Source organism: Mesorhizobium sp. WSM4817 (assembly GCF_055811135.1).
Map to the genome: position 1 here is coordinate 146451 of NZ_JBVVQQ010000001.1, position 20019 is coordinate 166469.

The 20019-nt window shown below is 62.8% G+C and carries 22 protein-coding genes; 7 read left to right on the plus strand and 15 right to left on the minus strand.

Going from position 1 to position 20019, the window contains the following annotated elements; all coding sequences use genetic code 11:
• Positions 1–129: 129 nt before the first annotated feature.
• Positions 130–594, plus strand: a complete 465-nt coding sequence (locus AC0L2K_RS00670) for a DUF1761 domain-containing protein (protein ID WP_473530342.1) — start codon at positions 130–132, stop codon at positions 592–594.
• On the opposite strand, the gene gcvA is transcribed toward AC0L2K_RS00670, so the two are convergent.
• Entirely contained in the window at positions 561–1496 is a 936-nt protein-coding gene (gene gcvA, locus AC0L2K_RS00675) for a transcriptional regulator GcvA (RefSeq protein WP_023800562.1), read from the minus strand. The genes AC0L2K_RS00670 and gcvA overlap by 34 nt on opposite strands.
• 164 nt (positions 1497–1660) lie before the next feature.
• Between gcvA and AC0L2K_RS00680 the strand changes: the two genes are divergently transcribed.
• Positions 1661–1897 carry a hypothetical protein gene (locus AC0L2K_RS00680; RefSeq protein WP_236372866.1) on the plus strand — a complete coding sequence of 79 codons (237 nt, stop codon included), beginning with the start codon at positions 1661–1663 and terminating at the stop codon, positions 1895–1897.
• 116 nt (positions 1898–2013) lie between these two features.
• Here AC0L2K_RS00680 and AC0L2K_RS00685 read toward each other — a convergent pair whose 3' ends face one another.
• On the minus strand, positions 2014–2610 hold the full coding sequence (locus AC0L2K_RS00685; protein WP_027155920.1) for a L,D-transpeptidase family protein: 597 nt from the start codon (positions 2608–2610) through the stop codon (positions 2014–2016).
• A gap of 84 nt (positions 2611–2694) precedes the next feature.
• On the opposite strand from AC0L2K_RS00685, the gene AC0L2K_RS00690 reads away from it, so the two are divergent.
• Both AC0L2K_RS00690 and AC0L2K_RS00695 read left to right on the plus strand, forming a co-directional pair.
• Positions 2695–3378: a response regulator transcription factor gene (locus tag AC0L2K_RS00690; protein WP_023800565.1), complete on the plus strand. Its 684-nt coding sequence runs from the start codon at positions 2695–2697 to the stop codon at positions 3376–3378.
• Positions 3379–3610: 232 nt separating this feature from the next.
• Positions 3611–4066 carry a cyclic nucleotide-binding domain-containing protein gene (locus tag AC0L2K_RS00695; RefSeq protein ID WP_473530343.1) on the plus strand — a complete coding sequence of 152 codons (456 nt, stop codon included), beginning with the start codon at positions 3611–3613 and terminating at the stop codon, positions 4064–4066.
• Between the two features lie 213 nt (positions 4067–4279).
• Here AC0L2K_RS00695 and AC0L2K_RS00700 read toward each other — a convergent pair whose 3' ends face one another.
• The 6 genes from AC0L2K_RS00700 to tesB all read right to left on the minus strand — a co-directional run bounded on the left by AC0L2K_RS00700 (position 4280) and on the right by tesB (position 12204).
• Positions 4280–5086, minus strand: a complete 807-nt coding sequence (locus tag AC0L2K_RS00700; protein ID WP_202365383.1) for an exodeoxyribonuclease III — start codon at positions 5084–5086, stop codon at positions 4280–4282.
• Between the two features lie 355 nt (positions 5087–5441).
• On the minus strand, positions 5442–6125 hold the full coding sequence (locus AC0L2K_RS00705; protein WP_027155917.1) for an outer-membrane lipoprotein carrier protein LolA: 684 nt from the start codon (positions 6123–6125) through the stop codon (positions 5442–5444).
• A gap of 165 nt (positions 6126–6290) precedes the next feature.
• Positions 6291–8939 (minus strand): FtsK/SpoIIIE family DNA translocase, encoded by a 2649-nt coding sequence (locus AC0L2K_RS00710; RefSeq protein ID WP_287259424.1) that lies wholly within the window; start codon positions 8937–8939, stop codon positions 6291–6293.
• Between the two features lie 371 nt (positions 8940–9310).
• Positions 9311–10738 carry an ammonium transporter gene (locus tag AC0L2K_RS00715; RefSeq protein WP_091592240.1) on the minus strand — a complete coding sequence of 476 codons (1428 nt, stop codon included), beginning with the start codon at positions 10736–10738 and terminating at the stop codon, positions 9311–9313.
• Between the two features lie 31 nt (positions 10739–10769).
• Positions 10770–11108: a P-II family nitrogen regulator gene (locus AC0L2K_RS00720; RefSeq protein WP_023800571.1), complete on the minus strand. Its 339-nt coding sequence runs from the start codon at positions 11106–11108 to the stop codon at positions 10770–10772.
• Positions 11109–11328: 220 nt separating this feature from the next.
• Positions 11329–12204: an acyl-CoA thioesterase II gene (gene tesB, locus AC0L2K_RS00725; RefSeq protein WP_027155914.1), complete on the minus strand. Its 876-nt coding sequence runs from the start codon at positions 12202–12204 to the stop codon at positions 11329–11331.
• Between the two features lie 158 nt (positions 12205–12362).
• Between tesB and AC0L2K_RS00730 the strand changes: the two genes are divergently transcribed.
• A complete protein-coding gene (locus AC0L2K_RS00730) occupies positions 12363–13622 on the plus strand; it encodes a ubiquinone biosynthesis hydroxylase (RefSeq protein ID WP_473530344.1) in 1260 nt (419 codons plus the stop codon).
• Positions 13623–13664: 42 nt separating this feature from the next.
• Here AC0L2K_RS00730 and AC0L2K_RS00735 read toward each other — a convergent pair whose 3' ends face one another.
• Both AC0L2K_RS00735 and AC0L2K_RS00740 read right to left on the minus strand, forming a co-directional pair.
• Complete coding sequence (locus tag AC0L2K_RS00735) at positions 13665–14192, minus strand: hypothetical protein (protein ID WP_473530345.1); 528 nt, start codon at positions 14190–14192, stop codon at positions 13665–13667.
• Positions 14193–14304: 112 nt separating this feature from the next.
• Complete coding sequence (locus AC0L2K_RS00740) at positions 14305–14661, minus strand: YciI family protein (RefSeq protein ID WP_128170439.1); 357 nt, start codon at positions 14659–14661, stop codon at positions 14305–14307.
• A 66-nt stretch (positions 14662–14727) separates the two neighbouring features.
• Here AC0L2K_RS00740 and AC0L2K_RS00745 point away from each other — a divergent pair, with 66 nt between their 5' ends.
• Together AC0L2K_RS00745 and AC0L2K_RS00750 are read left to right on the plus strand one after the other, a co-directional pair.
• Complete coding sequence (locus AC0L2K_RS00745) at positions 14728–15111, plus strand: hypothetical protein (protein WP_473530346.1); 384 nt, start codon at positions 14728–14730, stop codon at positions 15109–15111.
• On the plus strand, positions 15072–15497 hold the full coding sequence (locus AC0L2K_RS00750; RefSeq protein WP_287259429.1) for an OsmC family protein: 426 nt from the start codon (positions 15072–15074) through the stop codon (positions 15495–15497). Before AC0L2K_RS00745 ends, AC0L2K_RS00750 begins: the two co-directional genes overlap by 40 nt.
• A 99-nt stretch (positions 15498–15596) precedes the next feature.
• Here AC0L2K_RS00750 and AC0L2K_RS00755 read toward each other — a convergent pair whose 3' ends face one another.
• The 5 genes from AC0L2K_RS00755 to sdhC form a co-directional block, all read right to left on the minus strand.
• Positions 15597–16235: a YceH family protein gene (locus AC0L2K_RS00755; protein WP_128170441.1), complete on the minus strand. Its 639-nt coding sequence runs from the start codon at positions 16233–16235 to the stop codon at positions 15597–15599.
• Between the two features lie 88 nt (positions 16236–16323).
• Positions 16324–17103, minus strand: a complete 780-nt coding sequence (locus AC0L2K_RS00760) for a succinate dehydrogenase iron-sulfur subunit (protein WP_473530347.1) — start codon at positions 17101–17103, stop codon at positions 16324–16326.
• Positions 17104–17167: 64 nt separating this feature from the next.
• On the minus strand, positions 17168–19006 hold the full coding sequence (gene sdhA / locus AC0L2K_RS00765) for a succinate dehydrogenase flavoprotein subunit (RefSeq protein ID WP_473530348.1): 1839 nt from the start codon (positions 19004–19006) through the stop codon (positions 17168–17170).
• Positions 19007–19010: 4 nt separating this feature from the next.
• The gene (gene sdhD, locus AC0L2K_RS00770) at positions 19011–19385 is read right to left on the minus strand and encodes a succinate dehydrogenase, hydrophobic membrane anchor protein (protein WP_436798760.1); all 375 of its coding nucleotides are present in this window, start codon (positions 19383–19385) and stop codon (positions 19011–19013) included.
• Positions 19386–19408: 23 nt separating this feature from the next.
• Positions 19409–19828: a succinate dehydrogenase, cytochrome b556 subunit gene (gene sdhC, locus AC0L2K_RS00775; protein WP_077380892.1), complete on the minus strand. Its 420-nt coding sequence runs from the start codon at positions 19826–19828 to the stop codon at positions 19409–19411.
• Positions 19829–20019: the final 191 nt, after the last annotated feature.

The window sequence follows — 20019 nt, forward strand, 5'->3', positions numbered from 1 at the left end:
CATCGCCGAACAGGCGTTCCATCACGCTTCGATTTTGAGAATACGCATGCCGTTGTCCCAAAACCGCTGGGCACCCCGGCTCGGGCCCGGGGGCATGCTTTTGAGCGATATGCTTCCGGGGAGGAAATCATGGATTTTTCAGCAGTGAACTGGCTGGCAGTGATCGTCGCCGCGGTGGTGGCGTGGTTGTTCGGCGCTGCCTGGTACATGGGCCTGAGCAAGCCGTGGCTAAAGGCCACCAGGCTTGATCCGGCGAACATGAGTAAATCGCCGCTGCCCTTCGTAATCAGCTTCGTCGCGGAAATTGTCATGGCGCTCGTCATGTCTCTGATCGTCGCAGCGATGACCGGTGGCGAACCGAGCCTCGTTGCCGGGCTCGTCTTCAGCTTCGTTCTCTGGTTCGGATTCGTCGCCACGACGCTATCCGCCAATCATCGCTACCAAGGGTTCGACTGGGACTTGACCATCATCGACTGCGGCCACTGGCTCGGCGTGCTGCTTATCATCGGCGCGGTGATAGGTCGACGACTGCCAGCTGATCACTCAGAGCGACCTGAAGCTCATCCAAGCGTCGGCTCCGGCTGCGGGTTGTGAACTTCGTTGAGCAGCCAATCCCTGAACGCCACGATCCTGGGATCATTGGCGGATGCGACGGGATAGACCAGGAAGTAGGCGAATTCGGGCGGAACCTTGATGCCAAGTTCGAAGGGCCGGATCAGCCGGCCCTCGGAAAGGTCGTTCGCCACCATGGCAAAATCGGCGAGCGCAACGGCATTGCCGTCGAGCGCGGCCTGAACGGCGTCGGTCGAGGTGCCGAAAACGATCGTCCGGCTGTCGTCGAAATCGTCGACGCCGGCCGCCGCCATCCACATCCGCCAGTTTGGCCAGGTCACGCCCTGTCGCGCCCACTCGATGTGGGCGAGCGTGTGATGGAAGAGATCGCGTGGCTCGCGCAGAGGCGGGCCGGAGGCCAGCAGGCTGGGGCTGCACACAGGGATGATGATGTTGTCGAACAGCCGGTGGGTGCAAAGTCCCGGATATTTTCCCGCGCCGAAACGGATGCCGACATCGACGTCATCCAGGTCGAAATCGCGCAATTCAGAGGCAATGTCGAAGCGGAGCTCGATGCCCGGTCGCTGCTTGCGAAAATCATCGACGCGTCGCATCAGCCATTTTGTCGCAAACTGGGCGTCGAGTGTCACTTTCAGCAACGCCGTTCCACGCGCCAGCTTGTGCGCCCGTGAGACGGCGCGGCCAAGCAGGTCGAGCGCGTCGGTCGAGGCCTCGAACAGCACCGCGCCCGCCTCGGTCAGCCGGATGGTGCGGCTGGTGCGCGTGAACAGCACGATGCCGAGCTGATCCTCGATTTCCTTGATCTGGTGGCTGACCGCGGCCGGGGTCAAGCCAAGTTCGTCCGCGGCGCGGGTGAAATTGAGGTGCCGGGCGGCTGCTTCCAGCGTCCTCAGGGCACGGGTTCCAGGCAGCAGGCGCGCCATCAGAATAGGACGAGGAGAGGTCGGTCGAGCATTTTCAATCCTCAAACAAAACTTGAAGATGCAGAGAAAACTACTCGTTTCTCGTTTTAATTTCAATCCGTCATGATGTGACCATCGAACAAACATCAAACCGGACTTGATGTCCGGAGAAGCCGGATTGCACCATGTCTCACATCGTCTTGAGTCCTGTAACCATCCGCCCGGCCTGGCTGCGCGCGGTGTCTGATTGGTTCCGCCATGCAAAAATGGCGGTCAACCTCCCGCCCGAGAACGTCGACGACCTTTCGGACCGGCAATTGCGCGACATCGGCGCCGAGCGCAAGGATGTCGCGCGCGCGATGGACCGGGAACTCGGCCGGTTGGGTCTGCTCGATATCGGCTGGCAGAGGCCGCGGACGTAGGGGAGTAGGGGAGTACGAAAACGAAAGGAAGCAGCGCGTCCGCGCAATCCTACTGACACTTTCTTCCTGCCCTATTCCCCTATTCCCCTATTCCCCTATTCCCCTATTGCCCTCCCTTACCTCACCACCCTCATCACCGTGCGGTCCGACAGCAGCGGCAGCAGCCGGGCCATCGTGCGTGCTGTCACCGCGACGCAGCCTTGCGTCGGTGTGAAGTCGGGGCGCGCCAAATGAAAGAAGATGGCGCTGCCGCGTCCGCGGCGACGCGGCGCAATGTTCCAGTCGAGCACCAGGCAGGCGTCATAAAGCCGGTCGGCGCGCAGCATCCGCTCGTGGCTGGCGCCATAGGGAATCTTGACCGGACGGTTGTAGTTGCGGTCCTCAGGCACTTCGCACCAGCCAAGATCGCGACCGATCGGCGCCATCGCCAGCCGGGTTTTGCGGCCGCCGGGAAAATGATCGTTACGGAAATATCCCGACAGTATCCGCATCGACCCAAGCGGCGTGGCGCCATCGCCTTCGCGCTTGCCGGCCGATATGCCGCCGCGCCCCAGTGCACAGGAAAACACCAGTTTGCCAGCCTGCAGAAGTCCCTGGCTGGGGTGGCCGGGCCTGGCGCGCACGGTGAGAACACGAAGCCCTTTTCGCAAAAATGCGCTCGCCTCATTGCACGCGCGTTTTTTCTTGTATGATCGTGCCACGGAACAAATCATTGTGATCGGCTGTTGTGCCGGTCAGCTTCCGCATAAACAGGCAGCGGTCAACTGAATTTTCTTTTCAAAACAACGGATTGATCCATGACTTCACGCACCATTCTGATCGTCGATGACGATGACGACCTGCGCGGCACGCTCGTCGAGCAATTGTCTCTCTATGAAGAATTCGACGTCCTGCAGGAATCAACCGCCGCCAAAGGCATCGCCACGGCCCGCGGCGGCATCATCGATCTGCTCATCATGGATGTCGGCCTCCCCGACATGGATGGCCGAGAGGCGGTGAAGATGCTGCGCAAGGGCGGCTACAAGTCGCCTATCATCATGCTGACGGGACACGACACCGATTCCGACACGATTCTCGGCCTCGAAGCCGGCGCCAACGACTATGTGGTCAAGCCGTTCCGCTTCGCGGTTCTCCTGGCCCGCATCCGTGCCCAGCTTCGCCAGCATGAGCAGAGCGAAGACGCCACCTTTTCGGTTGGCCCCTACACTTTCAAGCCTAGCCAGAAGCTTCTGATCGACCAGCGCGGCGCCAAGGTGCGGCTGACCGAAAAGGAAGCCTCGATCATCAAGTATCTCTATCGCGCCGACCAGAAGGTGGTGACGCGCGACGTGCTGCTCGAGGAAGTGTGGGGCTACAATTCCGGCGTCACCACGCACACGCTGGAAACCCATGTCTATCGGCTGCGCCAGAAGATCGAGCGCGATCCTTCCAACGCAGAAATTCTTGTGACAGAAAGTGGTGGCTACAAGCTGGTTCCTTAAATATTTAATCATTCAATCAGCGGTTAGGGGAGGCGCCGCTTTCGGGTACGATCCTGAGACTGGAGGTGGTTCTGGATCGAGCTCGCTGACGCAACGGCCCAAAAACCGGATTCGTTTTTTGGAAAGCCCGATGCGTCGATTTCAAAGCGTTTAGAGCGTCCTTTGCCGCGTCCAAAGGAACGCTCGGCGCTCCAATGGAGGGATTGGACTGGCCGTTCGGGGACACAGCTAGATGGCGTTGGATGACGACATCCGCATCCTGTCCGCCGTGAGGCTCTTCGAGAGCTTCACCGAGGAACAGCTGCGTCTGCTCGCCTTTGGCGCGGAAACCACCAGGCTGCAGGCCGACCACAAGCTTTACCGCGAGGACGACGAGGCCGATTGCGCCTATATCGTGGTCAGCGGGCGCATCGTGCTGTATCGCGAGCAGGATGGTTCCCGTGTCCCGATAGGCACGGCCGGCCCCGGTACGATGCTGAGCGAACTGGCGCTGATCGCCGACACCAACCGGCTGACCAGCGCATCCGCCGAGATCGATTCGGAAGTGCTGCGGCTCAGCCGCAAGATGTTCCACCGCATCCTGGAGGAATATCCCGATATCGCGGTCCACCTGCACCAGCGCATCTCCGAGGATTTTCTGGCAATGATCCGCCGCATCGAGAAGCTGGCGCCGCGTTTCGACGACTGACACCGGATGCTTTTGCAACTCGCTCTCGCAACAGACCGTGAAAGCCAGTCGGATCAGGGGCGACAGGGGCTGAGGTGTGTCGACATTCAGATCAGGCCGAGCCGAGAATGATGGGATCCGAGAACCGGAGCGGAGCGTACTTTTGGGTAGGTGAGCACCGGAAGGGCAGGAGACCACCATTCGCAGGCCGGCCCCATCTGAATATCGATACACCTAATCCAGGTCGAACCGAGCGATCACCGGCACATGGTCCGACGGCCGTTGCCAGCCGCGCGCCGGCCGCAGGATCTCGTAGCCGGCAAAGCTCGGCACCAGGTTCGGCGACGACCAGACATGGTCGAGCCGCCGGCCGCGATCCGACGCTTGCCAATCCTGCGCGCGATAGCTCCACCAGGTGTAGAGCTTCTGCTCGTAAGGCACGTTGAGCCGCATCAGGTCGACCCAGTCGCCGGCGAGCCGCATCGCCTCGAAATTTTCCGTCTCGACCGGCGTATGGCTGACCACTTTCAGGAGCTGCTTGTGCGACCAGACATCGTGCTCGAGCGGCGCGATGTTGAGGTCACCGACCAGGATCGAGCCGGACACTTCGTCGTGCTCGGCGCGGATGGCGTTCATTTCGGCGACGAAATCCAGCTTGTGCTTGAACTTGCGGTTGATGATGGGATCGGGCTCGTCGCCGCCGGCCGGAACGTAGAAATTGTGCAGCAGGATTGCCTTGCCGCCGGCCCGCACGGTGACCGACAGATGTCGGCAGTCCTCGATCTCGCAGAAGCGGCGCTTTTCGACAATCGCGATCGGCCGGCGCGCCACCGTCGCCACGCCGTGATAGCCCTTCTGGCCGTGGAAGGCGATGTGCTGATAGCCGAGCTTGCGAAACGCCTTCTCGGGAAACAGTTCGTCCGGAACTTTGGTTTCCTGCAGGCAGAGCACGTCCGGTGCCTGTTCGACAAGCAGGCGTTCGACGAGCGGCATGCGCAGGCGGACGGAATTGATGTTCCAGGTCGCGATCGAAAAGGGCATGTTTGGGATTCCGGGACAGCGCAAGGTCCGCCAGATGGCTCCGACGGAAAGTCAATCCCGGAAACTACTGCCAGCCGCGCATCGCAAAAACAAGCCGGCAGCGGTTGGCCGGGCCTGTTGATGTCATGGTCGACCTCGGCGCCGCCCCTCATCGCCCTGCCGGGCACTTCTCCCCGTATTGTGACGGGGAGAAGGGGCTGACCTCACCCTTGGCGCTCGTTTTGCTACGCTGACAAATGGTTGGCGAAATCATTGATGAAGGGTCCCCTCTCCCCGTCCCTATACGGGGAGAGGATGCCGGCAGGCAGGTGAGGGGCAGCACCAACGCCTGGAACCTTCCGACAGCGTTGGCAACCTACCGCGACTTGGTGTTCAGTTCGCGGTTGGCCGTATAGTCGATGGCAAAAGTGTCGGGGGCGAAGCTTACGCCTTCCCTGACGTTGAAGATCATCACCGTCGTGTCCTTGCCTTGCGCGTCGGTAATCGTCCATTGGCGCAATTCGTAGGTTTTCGGATCGAACATCATGGTGATCTTCGAACTGCCGAACACCGATTTGTCGGCGAGTTGGATGGTAGTGACGTCGTTCTCTTCCTTGACGCTTTTGACGCGGCCGCCGGAGAGGTCGATCCTGGTGTCGAGCAGCAGCTTGAGCGGCGTTTTCGACAGTGGGTAGAGATCGGACGTTTTCAGCCGCTTGTTCAGGATGACCACCGACTTGCCGTCGGAAATCACCCGGAAATTCGACGTCCCATCATAGTTGAAGCGTATCTTGCCCGGCCGTTCCAGAAAGAACTTGCCGCCGGTCTGCTCGCCCTTGGGTCCGAACTGCACGAATTCGCCGGCCATCGATTTGACCGAGGAAAAATGGTCGGCGATCTTCTGCGCGGTGGCTGGCACCGCCGCTTGCGCCGACGCCAGCAACTGGACCCCGGGCACGACATTGATGGCCGCGGCGCCGGCCAGGACCAGACCGAGGCCAAGCAGTTGGCGGCGGGTCGGGGCAAAATCGCTGATCGTGGCGAAAGAAGAGTTTTTCATGCCGGTTACTCTCGTCTGGTTCATCTGTTGTCGCAGTGTTTGGCCCCCCAGTTGGGCTTAAGTTTGGCGGCCGAACAGCGCTTGGTCGTTGCAAACGCGCCAGAAGGTTCAAAGTTGCTGCCGTCAGGTTGCAGCCGCGAAAATCCTGTCGGCTTGGCGGGCGGATCAGAACTTGTCGTCCTCCGTTGGCACCAGAATTTCGCGTTTTCCGGCATGGTTGGCCGGCCCGACAATGCCTTCCTTCTCCATCTTCTCGATGATCGAGGCGGCGCGGTTGTAGCCGATGCCGAGCCGGCGCTGGATGTAGCTGGTCGAGGCTTTGCCGTCACGCAGCACCACCGCAACCGCCTGGTCGTAGGGATCGTCGGAATCCTCGAAATTGCCGCCGCCACCGCCCGAGCCACCCTTGCCCGACGGCTCATCGTCGTCCTCGTCGTCATCCTCGGTAATGGCATCGAGATATTCCGGCACGCCCTGCAGCTTCAGATGCGCGACAATCTTCTCGACCTCGTCATCGGAAACGAAGGGACCGTGCACGCGCTGGATGCGGCCGCCGCCGGCCATGTAGAGCATGTCGCCCATGCCGAGCAGCTGTTCGGCGCCCTGTTCGCCCAGAATGGTGCGGCTGTCGATCTTCGACGTCACCTGGAAGGAGATGCGGGTCGGGAAGTTGGCCTTGATCGTGCCGGTGATGACGTCGACCGACGGCCGCTGCGTCGCCATGATGACGTGGATGCCGGCAGCGCGCGCCATCTGCGCCAGGCGCTGCACCGCGCCTTCGATGTCCTTGCCGGCGACCATCATCAAATCGGCCATCTCGTCGATGATGACGACGATGTAGGGCATTGGCTCGAGATCGAGGTTTTCCGTCTCATAGACCGCTTCGCCGGTCTGCCGGTCGAAGCCGGTCTGCACGGTGCGCGAGATTTTTTCGCCCTTCTTCTCGGCCTGCTGCACCCGCGCGTTGAAACCGTCGATGTTGCGGACGCCGACCTTCGACATTTTGCGGTAGCGGTCCTCCATTTCGCGCACGGTCCATTTCAGCGCCACCACCGCCTTCTTCGGATCGGTGACGACGGGCGTCAAAAGATGCGGGATGCCGTCATAGACCGAGAGCTCCAGCATTTTCGGGTCGATCATGATCAGCCGGCAGTCCTGCGGCGTCAGTCGATAGAGCAGTGACAGGATCATGGTGTTGATGGCGACCGACTTGCCCGAGCCGGTGGTGCCGGCGACCAGCACGTGCGGCATCTTGGCGATGTCGACGATGACCGCCTCGCCGTTGATGGTCTTGCCGAGCGCCAGCGCCAACTTGGCCTTGGTGGTCTCGAAATCGCGGCTGGCCATGATTTCCCTGAGATAGACGGTCTCGCGCTTGGCGTTCGGCAGTTCGATGCCGATGGCGTTGCGGCCGGGCACCACGGCGACGCGGCAGGCGATCGCGCTCATCGAGCGGGCGATGTCGTCAGACAGGCCGATGACCCGCGACGATTTGATGCCGGGCGCCGGTTCCAACTCGTAAAGCGTGACGACCGGGCCGGGGCGGACATGGATGATCTCGCCCTTGACGCCGAAATCCTCCAGCACGCCCTCGAGCAGGCGGGCATTCTGCTCGAGCGCATCTTTGGACAGGCTGGCGTCGCGCACGACGTTCTTCGGCTCGGACAGGAAATGCAGCGACGGCATTTCGAATTGTTCGGAGCCGATCAGCGAGGACTGCGCTTCGCGCTGGACGCGCGCGCCCGGAACCGGCCGCGGCGCCGGCGCCGCGACACGGGTGGCGGCATCGGAACGGAACGGCTGCACCTTCGCATTGGGCGCAGCGGCGCGCCGGCCCGCGGGCTCCGGCGCAAAATCCATGTCATCGTCATCGTCAAAAACATCGGCGTCGTCGGGATCGAGCGAGGCGCTGCGGTCGTTGACCATGGCGGCGAAGAATTCCGGCTCGACGCGGGCGCGGCCATCGGCACTCATCCGCGATTCGGCGAATTCGGCCGATTCGACCCGTTCGGCAGCGCGCCGCCAGGCGCTGGCGCGCGGCTCCGGTTCGAAATCGTCGCGCTCGCGGCGGCGGGCGGCGCGGCGGCGGAGATAGGCCCGCAACGATAGCCACCAATGCGTGATCGCGCCTAGCGCCAGAATGCCCTCGTCGCCCTCGTCCTCATCATTGTCGAAAAGCAGGTCGTCCTGGTCCCTCGGATCGGCTGCGGCCGGTTGCTCCAGGACGGCGAAACCATTCCTGCGTGCAATCAGCGCCGAGCCGTAGGCAAACAGCCACAGTGCCGGCGCGGCCAGGAGCACGGCGAGCACACTGGCGATGAGACCGGTCGGATAGCCGCCGACGACGAGCCCGGGAATCTTGAGCACCATGTCGCCGAACACGCCGCCGAGACCGGTCGGCAGCGGCCAGGTCTTGGGCGGCACCACGCAGCCGGCCATGGCCGCGGCAAGCACCGCGTAGCCGAACCAGGCGAGCCCGCGCTTCGGCAGCCTGTCGACGCCGCGTGCCGAAAACAGCAGAGATCCCCACACCACCGCCGGCACCAGCGCCGCGACCGCAGCAAGGCCGAAGAACTGCATGGCTAGGTCGGAGAAGACAGCGCCCACATAGCCCATGGCGTTGGTGACGATGTTGTCGGTGGCATGGGAGAAGCTTGGGTCGGCGACATTCCAGGTGGCGAGGCTGGCGACGCCGAAGGCGACCAGCGCAAACAGGCCGGCGCCGAGCAGCCGGCCGACCTGACGCCGCGCGAACGCCCTGATGCCGTGCTCCGTATCGGCCAGCGCAAGCGGTGCTGAAGCCCCTGAACGCATTCGTCGTTCCCCGTCTGTTTTGGACTGGCCGGACGCATGACGCACTCCGGCAGATTCGGATGCCAGACTATCGGCGGGAAGGTTAAGGCCGCATTAACCATGGGTGCGTGCCGGCGCTCCCCGAGTGGAAACCGGTCACACAAATGGCGGGCACGCTGGCCCGGCCGATGTTTCATCGCCCAAGATCGATCAGGCGCCCGATCAAGCGATTGTGACCGAGCCTGGACTGCCACCGGCGCGGCATCGCACGAAAAAGAGGCCCGGAACCGGTCCGGGCCTCAATGCGTGAGCCCTTTTCAGGAGCGTCACGACGGGAGGGAAGGTGTTGGGCGACCGAGGCCGCCCCAGACAAGACCCACAGGTGGCCTGGCTTACGGGTGATAGGCCGCTTCGCCATGCGCGGTGAGGTCGAGCCCTTCGCGCTCTGCATCGGCTGTCGGGCGCAAGCCTACGATCATATCGACGATCTTGTAGAGGATGGCGCTGCCGATGCCCGACCACAGGACGGTTACCAGAACACCCTTGAACTGCGACCACAACTGGGTCGCCGTGCCGGCATAGCCGGCCGCGAAGTCGGCCGTCGAATAATCGACGATGCCGGCGCCGCCGAGGGCGGGATTGACCAGGATGCCGGTGCCGAGCGCGCCGATGATGCCGCCGACGCAGTGGATGCCGAAGACATCGAGGCTGTCGTCGTAGCCGAACTTGTTCTTCACGACCGAGACGAAGAAGTAGCAGACGCAGCTGGCGACGATGCCGAGCACGATGACGCCCATCGGTCCGCCAAAGCCGGCGGCGGGCGTGACGGCGACAAGGCCGGTAACAGCGCCCGAAACCGCGCCAAGCATGGAGGCTTTGCCACGCAGCAGCGTTTCAAGCACGATCCAGGTCACTGCCGCCGCGGCTGTGGCGACGAAGGTGTTGACCATGGCCAGCACCGCATAGGCGTTGGCTTCGAGGTTCGAACCGGCATTGAAGCCGAACCAGCCGACCCACAGCAGCGAAGCGCCGACCATGGTCAGTGTCATCGAATGCGGCGCCATGACGTCCTTGTTGTAGCCGATGCGCTTGCCGATCATCAGCGCGCCGACAAGGCCGGCGATGCCCGCATTGATGTGAACGACGGTGCCGCCGGCGAAGTCGATGGCGCCGAAGCTGAAGATGAGCCCCGACGGGTCGCTGTAAGCGCTCGGGCCGCCCCAGAACCAGACCATATGCGCGATCGGGAAGTAGACGAATGTGACCCACAGGATGGTGAAAAGGATCACGGCCGAAAACTTGACGCGTTCGGCGAAGGCGCCGACGATCAGGGCAGGCGTGATGCAGGCGAAGCTCATCTGGAAGATGACGAACACCAGTTCAGGAATGGCGACGCCCTTGGTAAAAGTTTCCGACACCGTCGTCACGTCGACGCCGGCGAGAAACATCTTGGAAAGGCCGCCGACGAAGGCGTTGCCGGGGGTGAAGGCAAGGCTGTAGCCGTAGAAAACCCAGACGATCATGACCACGCTGGTGATGGTGAAGACCTGCATCAGCACCGACAGCATATTCTTGGCACGAACCAGGCCGCCGTAGAAAAGGGCAAGGCCGGGAATGGTCATCAGCAGCACCAGGATGGTGGAGATCATCATCCACGTCGTGTCGCCCTTGTCGACGGTAAAGGCCGGCGCTGCTGGCGCGGCCGGTGCGGCCGGCGCCGCTTCCTGCGCGAATGCGGCGACCGTGCCCAGCGCTGCGATAGCGAGTGAGCCCAGCAGCGCGGTGCGCGCCACCGACTTCAAAGTAGAAGGAATATTCATTGAACTCTCCATTGGAATACGTTTCCGCAGCTCAAAGCGCGTCGGTGTCTGTTTCGCCGGTGCGAATGCGCACCGCCTGGTCGATGCCGAAAACGAAGATCTTGCCGTCGCCGATCTGACCGGTCTTGGCCGCCGCAGTGATGGCTTCGACGGCCTTGTCGACCATGTCCAGGCCGACCGCGACTTCGATCTTGATCTTCGGCAGGAAGCTGACCGCGTATTCCGCCCCGCGATAGATTTCCGTGTGTCCCTTCTGACGCCCGTAGCCTTTGACTTCGGTGACGGTCAGGCCCTGGATGCCGACTGCGGTGAGCGCTTCGCGCACCTCGTCGAGCTTGAACGGCTTGATGATTGCCATCACGATTTTCATAAGGTTTCACCCTTTACTGTTGCGGGTCCCCCGCGTTTGCATGACTTCGCCGATCCCCATGAGAGCCGGAGAGTGCCCGCTAGGATTCAAGCTCCGTGCCAGTTGCCGAAGCAGGGCGTTAAGCTGCTGTTAAATAACGACTTGGGGAAGGTTTGTCGGCTGACTGTTCATAGTCGCGGCAGCGCGGCTGATTAAAAAGTAGGCAATTTTGCAAAATTGCCTATTCCGCGGGCGGCCGCTTCAGCCTGATCAGGCCTTCCTGGGCAACCGAGGCGATCAACGTGCCGTCGCGGGCAAACAGCGACCCGCGCGTGAACCCCCGCGACCCTTGCGTCGACGGGCTGTCCTGCGTGTAGAGCATCCAGTCGTCGAGTGGATGGCTGCGATGGAACCACATGGCGTGATCGAGGCTCGCCGCCTGGATGTCGCTATCGAAGATGGCGCGGCCATGCGCAAAGGTCGAGGTGTCGAGCAGCGTCATGTCGGAAAGATAGGCAAGCACGGCCGCCTGCGCGGCGCGATCGCCCGGAACCGGGCCGGTCGTGCGGATCCAGATGTTCTGCTTCGGCTCCAGCTTCTCCCGGCTGGTGTAATGCTCCAGCATCACCGGCTTCATCTCGATCGGCCGGTCACGCTCCCAGTAGCGCCTGATGCCGTCGGGCACGGCCGCGCCGAACTTGCCGATCAATTCGCGCTGCGACAGCAATGTGTCGGGCGCCGGCACGTCCAGCGGCATCGGAACCTGGTGCTCGAGACCGACCTCGTCCTGCTGGAACGAGGCTTCCAGCGAAAAGATCGCCTGGCCGTGCTGGACAGCCACGACACGGCGCGTGGTGAAGGAGCCGCCGTCGCGGATGCGGTCGACCTGGTAGATGATCGGCACCTTGGTGTCGCCCGGCCGCATGAAATAGCCGTGCAGCGAATGCACGTGGCGTTCGGGCTCGACCGTTCGCTGGGCGGCGACCAGCGCCTGGGCGATGGTCTGGCCGCCGAAGACACGCTGCCAGTCGAGTTTGGGGCTGCGACCACGGTACAGGTTGTGTTCCAGCTGCTCGAGGTCGAGAATGCCGAGAAGCTCGTCCATGGCCGCCGTCATGTTTCGCGCCCTCGTGTCGTTTTGATTCCGAAGTTCGCCTTAATTTCGATATTTCACTCGAAGCGAGCTTCAGAAGCCGCAAAAGTGTTATGGCGGTTTCCGACAGGAATGACGGGCAGTCAAGGCCGGAAAGGAATTTGGCCGGAAAGGAATTTGCCATGCTCGACAAGGCGGATGCAAAAAACCGAACCGCGCTCGACATTCTGGTCGCCGGCGCCGGCTATGTCGGCCTTGCCGCCGCCGTATCGCTGAAACAGGCACGACCGAGCCTCGCGGTCGCTGTCGTCGACGCCGCGCCCGCCGGCATCTGGAAAAAGGACGGCCGCGCCTCGGCGATCGCCGCTGCCGCTTGCCGCATGCTCGACCAACTCGGCGTCTGGGCCGAAATCGCCCCCGAGGCGCAGGCGATCACCGAGATGATCGTCACCGATTCGCGCGCTTCCGATCCGCTGCGCCCGGTGTTTCTCACGTTCGATGGCGAGGTCGCGCCTGGCGAAGCGTTTGCGCATATGGTCGCCAACAGGGATTTGAACGGCGCCTTGCGCCGGCGCGCTGAAACACTCGGCATCGACATCATCGAAGGCGTCGCCGTCAGTGCCTTCGACGTCAATGGTGCCGGCATCACCGTGCATCTTGCCGACGGCGCGACGCTGAAGGCGCGGCTGCTGATCGCCGCCGACGGCGTCAACTCGAAGCTGCGCGACATGGCCGGCATCAAGACGGTGAAATGGGACTACGGCCAGTCCGGCATCGTCTGCACCGTCGCGCATGAACGGCCGCATAATGGCCGCGCCGAAGAGCATTTTCTGCCAGCCGGCCCGTTCGCCACGCTGCCGCTCAAGTCGGACAAGGACGGCACCCACCGCTCGTCGATCGTCTGGGTCGAGCGGTCGGAAGATGCCGAAAAACTGGTCGACGGCGACGACCTCGTCTTCGAGCACGAGCTGGAACAGCGGTTTGGCCTGAAGCTCGGCGAAATTCGCGTCGCCGACAGGCCACGTGCCTGGCCGCTCGGCCTGACCATCGCCCGCGATTTCGTCGCGCCGCGCATTGCGCTCGCCGGCGACGCCGCCCACGGCATCCACCCGATCGCCGGCCAGGGCCTCAATCTCGGTTTCAAGGATGTGGCGGCGTTGGCCGAAGTGGTGGTCGAGGCCGACCGGCTCGGCCAGGATGTCGGTGCGCTCGACGTGCTCGAACGCTACCAGCAGTGGCGGCGCTTCGACACGCTGCAGATGGGCATCACCACCGATGTCCTGAACCGTCTGTTTTCCAACGACATCGGCCCGTTGCGCGCCGTCCGCGACATCGGCCTCGGTCTCGTCGAACGCATGCCGCGGCTGAAGGATTTCTTCATCCGCCAGGCGTCCGGTCTGTCCGGCGACACGCCGAAACTGCTCAAGGGCGAGGCGATCTGAACCCGACTGACGGGCCGGCATCACCTGAATATCAGCACACCCTTAGTTGACCTCGAACCCGAGCTTCTGGCGCAGCCGCAGTATCCTCTGGTCGGATATTTTTAGGGGTTGCTCACCAGCCTGCGCCGCGCGATTCACCATCTGCAGCAAATCGTTTCGCTCAGTCACATCGAGACGTTCGCGCAGGAACGGCGCCAGTTTGTCGATGACGATCGTGGCATCGTCGATCTGGGACGCCGCCCATTTGGCGTAGACCACGGCCTCATCGGCCTTCTTGTCGTCTGCAATCTCCGAAATCACCGACCGAATCACGGCTTCGCGCTGCGACAGGACAGGGCCGTTCTCGGCAATGATGGCGGTGATCAGCGTCGCGGCCGCCACGACCGGATCGTCGATCGCCGTCAGCGGTGAGAGCGCCGCCTGCTTGCGCAACCTCTTGCGCCGAATGTTGCCTTGCACACGCCCGACGACGTCCGCGACCTCGCGCGCCGCATCGTTCATGGCCTTCATCCGATACCACCAGAACGCCGCCGCTCCCAACAGCCCAATTGCAGCAATCAGTATATGCATGCCCGAAATCCCCCAACCGCAGCGACGATAGGAGAAGTGCTGTCTCGCTTCAACACGCAAAAGTTGCGCCCGCCGAAGAAATCGATTCCGCCGGACGCAACCGGAATAATGTTCAAGATCCCGGCACGTTGTAGATCGCCCTGACCTCGATGGTGCCGATTTCGGCCAGCGGAATCCCGCCGGCAATCTCCAGCGCCTCGTCGATATCCCCCGCCTCGATTATGACGAAGCCGAGCAATTGCTCCTTGGTCTCGGCGAAGGGACCATCGGTGATCAGCCGCTTGCCCTTGCGCCGGCGCACGGTTTTCGAGGTTTTTACCGACTGCAGTGCCTGCGCGATGATCAGCCGGCCGCTTTGCTCCACCGATTTGTCATAGGCCAGCGAGTCGGCGTCGAGCCTGGCCAGCCTCTCCGGGCTCATTGCGTAAAGGTCTTTTTCCTCACCATAAACCAGGCAAACATATTTCATCTCTCATCTTCCTTGTTGGGACGAACTGTTGGCGACCAAGGTCCGAGCCGGGCTTTTGACCGCCGCATGATCGAGAAGGGATACCGCAACCCCTATCATGGCGACCGCAGCAAGCAGTCGACCGAAACCGGAAGGGTGCCGATCCAACCGGTCAGGTTCCTGTTCAGCCGCCTTTCGGCCGGTGTCACCCCAGTGAGCAGAAAACAGATTATCCATGGTGTCCTCCATTCGGTCACGAAACCCGTGGCCGCCCGCAGGACGGCCGAGGCAGATGGAAGTCGACATTTTTGCACGCGGATTTTTTTACGCGTCGCCATTGGCGCGAAAGCACGGGTGGCCTTCGTGCCCGCGCGCGCTATAGTCGACCAGATGCCGATCACGGCTCAGCCACCACAATCAAGGAGGACTTCATGGACCGCACCGCAAACGCCGTCTGGAAAGGCAATCTGAAAGAGGGCAAGGGCACGCTCGACACGCAGAGCGCGGCTCTGAAAGGCACGCCCTACTCGTTCAAGGCGCGGTTCGAGGATGAAAGCGGCAAGGCCGGCACCAATCCGGAGGAACTCATCGCCGCCGCGCATGCCGGCTGCTACGCCATGCAGTTCTCTCACTTCCTGGCCGAGAACGGCACCCCCGCCACCGAACTCGACGCCAAGGCGGTGGTGACGCTGATCCCTGGCACGGGGATCACAGGCAGCGCGCTCACGGTGGTCGGCAAGGTGCCGGGCATCGATGCGGCGAAGTTCCAGGAGCTGGCCGAACAGGCCAAGGCCGAATGCCCGGTCTCGAAGGCGCTCGGCGCCATAAAGGTTTCGCTCGACGCCAAGCTCGGCTGAGCAGATGGCATGAGGTGATAAACGCCCGCTCCAAGGCCGGCGTTTTCATTTGTGGGGCGTAGGCGATCCTTCACGTCCCTCCAACGCCTCAAAAGGTCATCAGCGTCCGTCGCCGGTCAGCGCGTCGATGCGTGCGCGCAGCTGTGCGATCTCTTCCTCGAGAGCCTGCACGCGCGCTTCGAGATCCGAGGCCGGCGAAGGCGCTTGCAAGGGGGCCGCGGCAGCCGACAGCTGCACCGGCCCGCCCAGGAGATGCACATAGCGGTCCTCACGCTGGCCGGGACCACGATCGATCTGCTGAACGAGCGGCGGCTTGCGGCCGATCAACAGGTCGAGGTTGCTGCGAAGCTCGTCGATGGAGGGCAATCGCGCCATGCGCTCGCTTCGCGCCAGCAATTCATAGGCGGTTTGCGGACCGCGCAGCAACAGCAGCCCAAGCAGCGCAATCTGCGCCGAGGTCAGCGAAAAGCGCTGCGCGACGACATGCTCGTAGCGCTCGACACGCGAGGCAAAGACCTGCCTGACCAGCCCCTTGTGCTCGAGTTGGCCAAGCGCTCGTCTCACCTCGACAAGCTCGACCGACATCACCGGCTCGCGCGCCGTCTTCTGGTTGGCGGCGGCAAGTGCCGCATTGAGCGTCAGCGGGTAGATGTCGGGCGTCAGTTCCTTCTTTTCGATCAGGCAACCGAGCACGCGCGCTTCGAGGGGAGAGAGGATGGGGAGTTCGGTATCGGTCATGGGTCGGCTATCCTTTGAAGTCGGCGGGACAGCGCCGGCGCGAAGGATCACTACCGACGAGATGATCCCTGCAGCAACTCGTCCGAAGCTAAACCCTTCTCTCCACCATCATCTTCTTGATCTCGGCGATCGCCTTGGCCGGGTTCAGCCCCTTGGGACAGGTCTGGGCGCAGTTCATGATGGTGTGGCAGCGATAGAGCCGGAACGGGTCTTCGAGATTGTCGAGCCGTTCGCCCTTGGCCTCGTCCCGGGAATCGATCAGCCAGCGATAGGCCTGCAGCAGCGTCGCCGGACCGAGATAGCGGTCACCGTTCCACCAGTAGCTCGGACATGAGGTCGAGCAGCAGGCGCACAAGATGCATTCATATAGCCCGTCGAGCTTTTCGCGGTCCTCATGGCTCTGCAGCCATTCCTTGGCCGGTTCGGGCGACACCGTCTTCAGCCACGGCTCGATCGAGGCGTGCTGGGCGTAGAAATTGGTCAGGTCTGGCACCAGGTCCTTGACCACCGGCATATGCGGCAGCGGATAGACCTTGATCGCGCCGGAAATGTCGTCGCAGCCCTTGGTGCAGGCCAGCGTGTTGGAACCGTCGATATTCATGGCGCAGGAGCCGCAAATACCCTCGCGGCAGGAGCGGCGCAGCGTCAGCGTCGGGTCGACCTTGTTCTTGATGTAGAGCAGAGCGTCGAGCACCATCGGCCCGCAATCGTCCATGTCGACGAAATAGGTGTCCATGCGCGGGTTCTCGTCATCGTCCGGCGACCAGCGGTAGATGCGGTATTCCCGCAGATTGGTCGCACCCTCCGGCTTCGGCCAGGTTTTTCCGGCCTTGATCTTCGAGTTTTTCGGAAGGGTGAGTTCGACCATTATCTCAGGTCCTTTCGGATGACGAGCTTCAGCCCGGACCAAGTCCCGTTTACGGCGGCCATCATCAATACACCCTGGCCTTGGGCGCGATCTTGGCCAGGTTGATGCCGCCGTCTGCTTCCATGAGCAGCGGCTCGGTGTGCACCGGCCGATAGCTGAGCGACACCCCGCCGGCCTCGCTGAGCCGGGACAGCGTGTGCTTGCGCCAGTTCGCGTCGTCGCGCGCCGAAAAATCCTCCCGCGCATGTGCGCCACGGCTCTCCTTGCGCGCCTCGGCGGCGTAGACCGTGGTGATGGCGTTGGCCATCAGGTTTTCCAGCTCCAGCGTCTCGACCAGGTCGGAATTCCAGATCATCGAGCGATCGAACACTTTTACGTCCTTGAGCTCGCCCCAGATCTGCGAAATGCGCTTGCAGCCGCTTTGCAGCGATTCCTGGGAGCGGAACACCGCCGCATCGTCCTGCATCGCCTTCTGCATCTTTTCGCGCAAAACCGCCGTCGGCGTCGAGCCGTTGGCGTGGCGCAGCCGGTCGAAGCGGTCGATGATCTTGTCGACCGAGGCTTCGTTGGGCGACGGGATCGCTGCGTTGCGATCGATCACCTTGCCGGCCCGGATCGCCGCCGCGCGGCCGAACACCACCAGATCGATCAGCGAGTTGGAGCCCAGCCGGTTGGCGCCGTGGACGGAGGCGCAGCCGGCTTCGCCGACCGCCATCAGCCCGGGCGACACCTGGTCCGGGTTCAAGGCGGTGGGGTTGAGCACCTCACCCCAGTAGTTGGTCGGCACGCCGCCCATATTGTAGTGGACCGTCGGCAGCACCGGGATCGGCTCTTTGGTCAGATCGACGCCGGCAAAGATCTTTGCCGACTCCGAAATACCCGGAAGTCGCTCGTGCAAGACGGCCGGATCGAGGTGGTCGAGATGGAGAAAAATATGGTCCTTGTTCTTGCCGACGCCGCGTCCCTCGCGAATCTCCAGCGTCATGCAGCGCGAGACCACGTCACGCGAGGCAAGGTCCTTGGCCGACGGCGCATAGCGCTCCATGAAGCGCTCGCCCTCGGAATTGACGAGATAGCCGCCTTCGCCGCGCGCGCCCTCGGTGATCAGGCAGCCGGCGCCGTATATGCCGGTCGGGTGGAACTGCACGAATTCCATGTCCTGCAGCGGCAGCCCGGCCCGCGCCGCCATGCCGCCGCCGTCGCCGGTGCAGGTGTGCGCCGAGGTCGCCGAGAAATAGGCGCGGCCATAGCCGCCGGTCGCCAGCACCACCATTTTTGCCGAAAAACGGTGGATGGTGCCGTCGTCGAGGTTCCAGGCGACGACGCCGCTGCAGGTGCCGTCCGGCTCCATGATCAGGTCGAGCGCGAAATACTCGATGAAGAACTGCGCGTTGTTCTTCAGCGACTGGCCGTAGAGCGTGTGCAGGATGGCGTGGCCGGTGCGGTCGGCGGCCGCACAGGTGCGCTGCACCGGCGGGCCGTCGCCGAAATTCATCATATGGCCGCCGAACGGCCGCTGGTAGATCTTGCCCTCTTCGGTGCGCGAGAACGGCACGCCGTAATGCTCGAGCTCGTAGACGGCGGCGGGTGCTTCGCGCACCAGATATTCCATGGCGTCGACGTCGCCGAGCCAGTCCGATCCTTTCACGGTATCGTACATGTGCCACTGCCAGGAATCGGGCCCCATGTTGGACAGCGAGGCGGCGATGCCGCCCTGAGCGGCGACAGTGTGCGATCGCGTCGGGAAAACCTTGGTGATGCAGGCGGTGCGCAGGCCCTGTTCGGCCATGCCGAGCGTGGCACGCAGGCCGGCGCCGCCGGCGCCGACCACAACCACGTCGAATTTGTGGTCGACATAGCTGTAGGCGGACGCCGTGTTGGCGTTGTTCGCGTCCTTGGCCAAGATTTCAGCCTCCAAATGCCAGTTTGAGCAGGGCGAAGATCGAGGCGACGCCGACCACTACGGGAAAGAATGTGTTGAGGGCGAGCAGCGCCAGCCTCATGCCCTCGCCATGCACATAATCCTCGATGATCGCCTGCATGCCGAGCCGCATATGGTAGAGCCCAGACAACAGCACCAGGGCCAGGACCAGCGCCACGAACGGGTTGGCAAGTGCGGTGCGCACTTGCGCATAGCCGGCGCCGTTCAGCGCGATCAGAAAGCCGACGAAGAACAGGATCAGCGGAATGTTGGCGATCGCCGTCAGGCGCTGGCGCCAGAAATGCTCCGTGCCCTCGCGGGCGGAGCCGAGGCCGCGGACCTTGGCCAGCGGCGTGCGCATGTCGGTGTTGTGGTGGCTCACGATCAGGCTCCCCGCGCCATGTAGCCGGCGATCCAGATCAGCAGCGTCAGTACGATCGAGCCGGCCAGCGTCGCCCAGGCGACCCTGGAGGCGGTGTCCTTTTCAAGACCGGCCCCGGTGTCCCAGATCAGATGGCGCACGCCGCCCAGCATGTGGTGCATCAGCGCCCAGGTATAGAACAACAGCACCAGCCGCCCCAGCCACGAGCCGAAGGCCCAGTTGACGGCATCGAAGGTGGATTGCGAGCTCGCCGCCGCCATCAGCCACAGCGCGACCAGCAGCGTGCCGAAATAGAGCGCCCCGCCGGTGATGCGATGGATGATCGACATCGTCATCGTGATCGGCGGTCGATAGACGGTCAGATGCGGCGAAAGCGGCCGTTCACGTCTGGCAAATTCGCGGGTGGCTGGTGATTTGCTCATGGCTCCCCCAGTTCGGCGTCTCTGGAGCCCCAGGTGGAAATGCGGCATTACCGCTTCCGGTTGCGACTTTGGACAGCCCGGTTTCTAATGCTCTTTTTGCACCGCGTCAAAGCCGGAAAATCGTTTCGAAAACGTAATTTATTCTGACAAAAGGCGGTGTTTGGCTTCAATCGATTAGGGCGCGACCCAAA